Source organism: Streptococcus oralis (assembly GCF_001578935.1).
Taxonomy (GTDB): Bacteria; Bacillota; Bacilli; order Lactobacillales; family Streptococcaceae; genus Streptococcus; species Streptococcus oralis_R.
The window spans coordinates 1,316,582-1,322,860 of sequence record NZ_KQ969521.1; the positions used below are offsets into that span (position 1 = coordinate 1,316,582).

General features: G+C 44.6%; 3 protein-coding genes and 1 pseudogene. 1 reads left to right on the plus strand and 3 read right to left on the minus strand.

Going from position 1 to position 6,279, the window contains the following annotated elements; all coding sequences use genetic code 11:
• Positions 1-11: 11 nt before the first annotated feature.
• Genes SORDD15_RS06420 through SORDD15_RS06430 form a run of 3 tightly spaced genes read right to left on the minus strand, consistent with a single transcriptional unit; the run spans position 12 to position 5,838 of the window.
• Entirely contained in the window at positions 12-1,253 is a 1,242-nt protein-coding gene (locus SORDD15_RS06420) for an aminopeptidase (protein ID WP_061415597.1), read from the minus strand.
• Between the two features lie 21 nt (positions 1,254-1,274).
• The gene (locus SORDD15_RS10285) at positions 1,275-1,427 is read right to left on the minus strand and encodes a hypothetical protein (RefSeq protein ID WP_061415598.1); all 153 of its coding nucleotides are present in this window, start codon (positions 1,425-1,427) and stop codon (positions 1,275-1,277) included.
• Positions 1,428-1,446: 19 nt separating this feature from the next.
• A complete protein-coding gene (locus SORDD15_RS06430) occupies positions 1,447-5,838 on the minus strand; it encodes a PolC-type DNA polymerase III (protein ID WP_061415600.1) in 4,392 nt (1,463 codons plus the stop codon).
• A 284-nt stretch (positions 5,839-6,122) separates the two neighbouring features.
• On the opposite strand from SORDD15_RS06430, the pseudogene SORDD15_RS10205 reads away from it, so the two are divergent.
• Positions 6,123-6,279 (plus strand): annotated as a pseudogene (locus tag SORDD15_RS10205) (ISL3 family transposase); the annotation flags it as partial.

Below are 6,279 nucleotides of genomic sequence, written 5' to 3' on the forward strand. Positions count from 1 at the left end.
CAAGGATTTGGCTAGATGGCCCAGTCGCCATTGCGAAAGAGAGGGACACGTGTTCCATCCTCACGGATACCATCGATATCCATTTGACTCGAACCAATCATAAAGTCCACGTGAACATCTGAACGGTTCAGTCCTGCAGCTTCAAGCTCTTCTTCGCTCATCTCTGCCCCACCAACAACGCTGGTCGCATAGGCCGCACCGATAGCCAAGTGGTTTGAAGCATTCTCATCAAAAAGGGTGTTAAAGAAGGTAATGCCTGACTGAGAAATTGGGCTCGGATCTGGTACCAAGGCACATTCACCCAAGGCACGCGCACCCGCATTTTCAAAGACAAGGTCTTTCATGACCTGATCACCCTTTTCAGCAGTAATGTCTACGATTTGACCATCCTTGAAGGTTACTTTAATGCCTTCGATGATATTTCCGTTGTAGCTAAGTGGTTTTGTAGAGGTTACATAGCCATCTGCACGACGGAAGTCAGGCGCTGTGAAGACTTCTTCTGTTGGCATATTTGGCAAGAATCCTTCGCCCTGTGCATTGATAGCACCAGCTGATTCCCAAACGTGGTTCTCAGGCAAGCCAAGTGTCAAATCTGTCCCTGGCGCTGTGTAGTGAAGGGCGGTAAACTGCTCGTCATTGAGAATCTTGGCCTTGGAGCTGAGGCGCTCTTCATGCGCTTTCCAGGCAGCAACGGGGTCGTCCTCATAGACCCGGCAGGTCTTGAAAATCTGATCCCAAAGCAGGTCCACAGCTTCTTCATCGCTCTTAGCATCCGGAAAGACCTTCTTAGCCCACTCAAGTCCAGCAGCGGCTGCTACAGTCCAGCTAACCTTGTTGGATTGCGTTGCGATGCGCATTGGCTTCATCGCAAGTCCCATAGCTTTAGCAGAAGCTGAAAGCTTGTCAGCGTCCACTCCATTCAAGGCACCTGGATCAGATGAACGGACACCGAGACGACTAGCCTTGTTCTCCAAGAGATAGTTCATCTCAGCAATCTTATATTCTGGCACATTGTCCAGACGCTCCATAGGTGCGTGGAGAAATTTCTCACGGTTGATGATATCATCTGTCCACTGAACGATAACCTCATGTGCACCCAAAGCATAAGCTTCCTTCACGATCAAATGCGCCAACTCGCGTTGCTCCACATCGATAGAGAGAGCCAAGGTGTGACCAGTTTGCACGTTAATTCCGTTCGCAACCAATAATTTCGCATATTTTTCTAGATTTTCTTTAAAATTTGGTAAAACCATTTTGTTTTTCCTTTTCTTTTGTTATTTCTCTTTAAACAAGGACAACAGGCTAACCGTTGCCACCATGCCGCAAATCAAAGCGGTCATTCTCAAAATCGTATCAGGGTCAAGATCCAGCTGGTAATCAAACACCTTTTGCGCTGGCTTATCCTGAGCGGAAATGGTAAGTTTCATAAAAATCTCTTCCTATATTTTAGAAAAATTCATCAAACAAACTCAACTGGTTATCCTCTGGCATATTGCCGAGGGTCCCCATTTCATCCATCTTTTCAACCAAGGTCGATGACAGTCCACCGCGTTTACGTAGTTCTGTCTTAGAGAGGAATTCACCCTCTTCACGCGCACGCACCAACTGCTTAGCAACGTTCTCTCCCAGACCATCCATTGCTACAAATGGTGGGATGAGGGTATCTCCATCAATGATGAATTCAGTCGCATCACTACGATAGAGGTCTAACTTGCCAAACTTAAAGCCACGTTCCCACATTTCATTGACAATCTCAAGAGTTGTATAGAGGTCAATTTCCACATTAGAGGCTTCATTATTCTTCCGTTTTTCAGCGATTTCTTCCATTCTACGCTTAATGGCATCCAAGCCCGCACCCATGGTCTTGATATCAAAGGCCTTGGCGCGGATAGAGAAGTAAGCACAGTAGTAATAAATAGGATGGTGAACCTTGAAGTAGGCCACACGCAAGGCCATCATAACGTAGGCTGCTGCATGGGCTTTGGGGAACATATACTTGATTTTCCCACAGGACTCGATATACCACTCTGGCACCTTATTAGCCTTCATAGCTTCGATGTAGCCATTTCGCTCCTCTTCGGAAATCTTCAACCACAAGCCTTTACGTACCCGTTCCATGATAGTAAAAGCCATCTTAGGCTCAAGACCAGCATGCATGAGGTAAACCATGATATCGTCCCGACAACCGATAACGGTTGATAGGTCTGCAATTCCTTGCTTGATTAGATCCTGAGCATTCCCCAACCAGACATCGGTACCATGGGACAGACCTGAAAGCTGAAGTAACTCCGCAAAAGTCGTCGGATGCGTTTCATCTACCATCCCACGTACAAAGTTGGTTCCAAACTCTGGAATCCCCAGCATACCCGTCGGCGTTCCGATTTGCTCAGGTGTTACCCCTAGCACATCAGTCCCTGAAAAGAGGGCCATCACGCCTTCATCATCCATAGGAATTTCATTAGGGTCAATCCCAGACAAGTCCTGCAGTTTCCGAATCATGGTCGGATCATCATGCCCCAGTACATCGAGTTTGAGGACATTCTCATCGATATCATGGAAGTTAAAGTGAGTCGTCTGCCATTCAGCCGTCACATCATCGGCTGGATACTGAACAGGCGTGAAGTCGTAGACATCCATATAGTTCGGAATAACAACGATTCCCCCTGGGTGTTGTCCTGTAGTCCGCTTGACACCGGCAGCACCTTGGGCAAGACGTTCCACCTCTGCATCACGATAAAACTTCCCATAGTCTCTCTCATAGCCCTTTACAAATCCATAGGCAGTCTTAGCAGCTACCGTACCAACCGTTCCTGCACGGAAGGCATACTCCTCACCAAAAATATCACGCACATCCAAGTGGGCGCTAGGCTGGTCTTCTCCCGAGAAGTTCAAGTCAATATCGGGAACCTTGTCCCCATCAAAACCAAGGAAGGTCTCGAAAGGAATATCCTGTCCATTTTTGCTAAGTTTATGACCACAGTTTGGACAATCCTTATTGGGCATATCAAACCCTGAACCGTAAGAACCATCCGTGATAAACTCACTATACTGACACTGACCACAAACATAGTGAGGAGAGAGAGGATTAACCTCCGTAATCCCAATCATGGTCGCAACAAAACTGGACCCAACAGATCCACGAGAACCCACCAAATAGCCCCGTTCATTGGAACGTTGTACCAGCATCTGCGATGCCAGATAAATCACGGCAAATCCATTCCCCAGAATAGAAGTCAATTCTTTTTCAATCCGCAAATCAACGATATCTGGCAGCGGATTTCCATAAATCTCAAAAGCTTTCTTATAGGTCAGCTCAGCGACCGTTTCTTCCGCCTTGTCAATGAAAGGTGTGTACAAGTCACCTTTTACAACCTCAACGGGCTCAAAGATATCTGCCAAGGCATTGGTGTTTTCAATAACCAGTTTCCGAGCCAAATCTTCTCCCAAGAAGGCAAATTCATCCAACATCTCATTAGTCGTTCTAAAATGAGCCTGGGGAAGAGGTGCTGGTTGGGCATGTTCACCATGACCGATGGTTCGGTTAATCATAGCCCCCTGGCCCAAACTACGAACGATAATTTCGCGATAAATCTCTTCTTCCGGTTCGATATAGTGGACATTCCCCGTAGCCAGAACAGGCTTGCCAAGACGGTCCCCAACCTCTATCAAACTCTTGATAATGGTCTGGAGTTCCTCCATATCCTTGACCTGCTCCTTAGCAATCAAGGGTGCATAGATAGCTGGTGGCATGACCTCGATAAAGTCATAATACTTGGCCACCTCAACCGCTGCATCCACACCTTGGGAAACAACTGCATCAAAAACTTCCCCTTCCGAGCAAGCCGACCCCAAAATCAAGCCCTCTCGATGAGCATCTAGAACCGTTCTCGGAATCCGTGGCACCCCTTCAAAGTACTTGGTATTGGATAAAGAAACCAGCTTAAAAATATTTTTTAAACCAACTTGATTCTTGACATAAATGGTCGCATGTTTAATCCGAGCTTTTTTATAAGAATCTGGACTGATTAGATCAATGTTGAGTCTAGCTAAATCAGTCACACCATGTTTTTCTGCTACCTCTTTGATAAAGATGAAAAGCAGACGACCAGTAGCTTCCGCATCGTAATTAGCCATGTGGTGATGTTCAAGTGCTACACCAAAACGCTTGGTCAAAGGCCCCAAACCATGACGTTTATACTCAGGATAGAGGTTTCTAGCAAACTCCAGCGTATCAATAACTGGCTGGCTAATCTTAGGCAAACCATGACGCTCATAGTTGGCATTCATAAAGCCAACGTCAAAGGTAGCATTGTGGGCAACTAGAACCGTATCCTTGCAGAATTCCTGGAATTCTTGCAAAACTTGTTCTAGTGGTTTGGCATTTTTGACATGGTCATCTGTAATTCCAGTCAACTCAGTGGTAAAGGCTGACAAGGGATGCCCGGGATTGATAAATTCATCAAATTCAGCAATGACATTCCCCTTGTACATCTTAGAAGCCGCAACCTGAATCAAGTCATTATAGATGGCTGAAAGTCCCGTCGTTTCCACGTCAAAGACCACATAGGTCGCTTCTGATAAGTCCATCTCCACTTCATTGTAAACGATAGGAACCCGGTCTTCAACGATATTGGCTTCCATCCCATAGATTAGCTGGATTCCAACTTTCTTGGCCGCCTTATAGCCGTGTGGGAAAGATTGAACATTTCCATGGTCCGTGATGGCAACCGCCTTGTGTCCCCACTTAGCAGCTGTCGCAACGATCTCCTCTACCTCTGGTAGAGCATCCATGGTCGACATATTAGTATGAGCATGAAACTCAACCCGGCGCTCACCTTCTGGCATCAAATCCTTCCGCTCATAGTGAACAACTTCCTGCACATCCTGCACGTTCATGGTCAAATCTCGTGTGAAGTTATTCATCTCCACATTTCCACGAACACGAAGCCAAGAATTTTTCTTAATGATGTCAAACTTCTGAGCCTCTTCTTCATTCTTAACCCATTTTTGCATTGAAAAACTTGAAGTGTAGTCTGTCATTTTAAAGTTGATCAAAACGCGACCAGTTCTGGTCACCTTATGCTCCACATCAAAAACGACCCCTTCAAAGACCAGGCGATTTTCCTCAGTCGTCACGTCGATCATCTGGGTAACTTCAGCCTTATCTAGTTTAGGCTTGGCCGCAGCCTTTTTAGCCTGAAAATCAAAGGCTGGCTTCTCTTCTACTGGAGGAGGAGCCATTTGTTCCAGTTGCTCCATAGCCCGGAGCGCTTCCTCATTGGCAGCTTGAACAATCTGTTCATTCTCCGTATGGAAGGCTTCCTCCTGCTCTTGTGTAAGAGCATCATTCTTTTCTATCTGGCATACAAAAACTGGAAAACCAAACTTTTCGAGTTGCTTTGCTAGATTAGGAAGATGATTCTTCTTAAAGTGCTCCTTATCAATCGCCTCTGAACCTTCAATAATGAGTTGATTTCCCTCCGCACGAACGTTTAAATTCTGGTAAAGAGATTTAAACCCCTGACTTGCACATGGACCTTCAGAAAAAGCCTCTCTATAGTAGGCCTGCAAGAGTTCATTAGAGAATTCTTGAGAAAGAGCCTTGATTTCGAAAACAGCTCGGTTTCCTGTCTTAGAAAATTCTTCACCGAGCCCTTTCTTTAACTCTAAAAAGATTTCAATCGGTAAAATATTAGAAAATACAAAATGAAATTCCCAAATCTTACTAATTTTATGTACCACAACACGCTCAATTCTGGCATCAACAAGAGCAGGATCCCGTCTCAATTGATCAGAGATTCCTAGTTGATTCATTAAAATTTCAAACTTACTTGACATTCATTTTCCTCACATTATTCTCTTACTATTTTACCATAATTAAAGAAAATATATGACTAGTACCATTCCTTAAGCACTGCTAGTTTACACAAATTTGTTCCGTAAACAAAAAAGAAGACTCTCAGAATCTCCTTAGTAAATAAAAAAGATACCTTTAAGTGGCTCTATAATATTTGTAGTGGGTAAATCCCCTATAGATCTTATGGAGCCTATTTTGTTGTAGAAAAAAAGTCCCATATGACCTATAATGAAAAGTGACAAAACAACTCATTAGAAAGATTCATATGGAACCATTACATTTTATCACAAAACTGCTCGATATCAAAGACCCTAATGTCCAAATTATGGATGTTGTTAATAGAGATACCCACAAGGAAATCATCGCTAAACTGGACTACGAGGCCCCATCTTGTCCTCATTGTGGAAATCAAATGAAGAAAT

Excerpts from the sequence above, each read along its gene's own strand:
- SORDD15_RS10285 (WP_061415598.1), bottom strand. The coding sequence starts at position 1,427 with ATGAAACTTACCATTTCCGCTCAGGATAAGCCAGCGCAAAAGGTGTTT.
- SORDD15_RS06430 (WP_061415600.1), bottom strand. The coding sequence starts at position 5,838 with ATGTCAAGTAAGTTTGAAATTTTAATGAATCAACTAGGAATCTCTGAT.
- SORDD15_RS06420 (WP_061415597.1), bottom strand. The coding sequence starts at position 1,253 with ATGGTTTTACCAAATTTTAAAGAAAATCTAGAAAAATATGCGAAATTA.